Genomic DNA, 716 nt, shown 5'->3' with positions numbered 1-716 from the left:
GTGCTCAACAAGTGCTCAGCCTCGCGGGCATCCCGCCCCAGCCTTGGGCCGGCGAGAAAGCCAGCGCCATGGCTTCGATGGTGCTTGTCGATGTCTGGCAGTGGACGCCGTTTATGTTCCTCATCATCTTTGCCGGCCTGTCAGCGCTGCCGAAGAGTCCCTTCGAGGCCGCGGCGATCGACGGCGCATCCCCCATTCAGACATTCTTCATGGTTACTCTGCCGATGCTCAGGCCGGTGATTGTCATCGCCAGCCTGCTGCGGATCGTCGACGCCATCCGAACCTACGACACCGTCTACATCATCACCCGAGGCGGCCCCGACTTCGCCACCGATCTGCTCAGCGTCTATCTGGCGCGCGTAAATTTCCGTTTCTTCAATCTCGGATACGGCGCCGCGCTGTCCTGGATCACGCTGCTGATCATCCTGACCGTGGTTCTGATCTTCGTGAAGTATACCGGCTTCATGCGCATGGTGAACGAAAAGGAGGCACGCTGATGTCGAGTTCGACTGCGCCACGTGGATCGCTCTTCAGCGGTATCGGCTACTATCTGCTGGCCCTGATCTCGACCGCCTTCTTCGCCTTTCCGATCGTCTGGATGACGCTGTCTTCGCTGAAGTCGGATGTCGACATATCGGCCTATCCGCCGAAATGGATATTTTCACCGACACTGGAGAGCTTTCGCAAGCTTTTCACCGAACTCAACGCGATGGATG

At 58.4% G+C, this 716-nt stretch carries 1 protein-coding gene and 1 pseudogene; both read left to right on the top strand.

Features of this window, described 5'->3' with window-relative positions:
• A partial coding sequence (locus EN780_RS36200; RefSeq protein WP_210215106.1) for a sugar ABC transporter permease occupies positions 1 to 497 on the top strand: 497 nt, incomplete at its 5' end.
• Positions 497 to 716: pseudogene (locus EN780_RS36195) on the top strand (hypothetical protein); the annotation flags it as partial. The gene EN780_RS36200 and the pseudogene EN780_RS36195, both read left to right, overlap by 1 nt.

This window comes from Mesorhizobium sp. M4B.F.Ca.ET.089.01.1.1 (assembly GCF_004022605.1).
Taxonomy (GTDB): Bacteria; Pseudomonadota; Alphaproteobacteria; order Rhizobiales; family Rhizobiaceae; genus Mesorhizobium; species Mesorhizobium abyssinicae.
The sequence above is the reverse complement of the archived record's forward strand: the minus strand, read 5'-3'. Positions and strand labels throughout refer to the sequence as shown.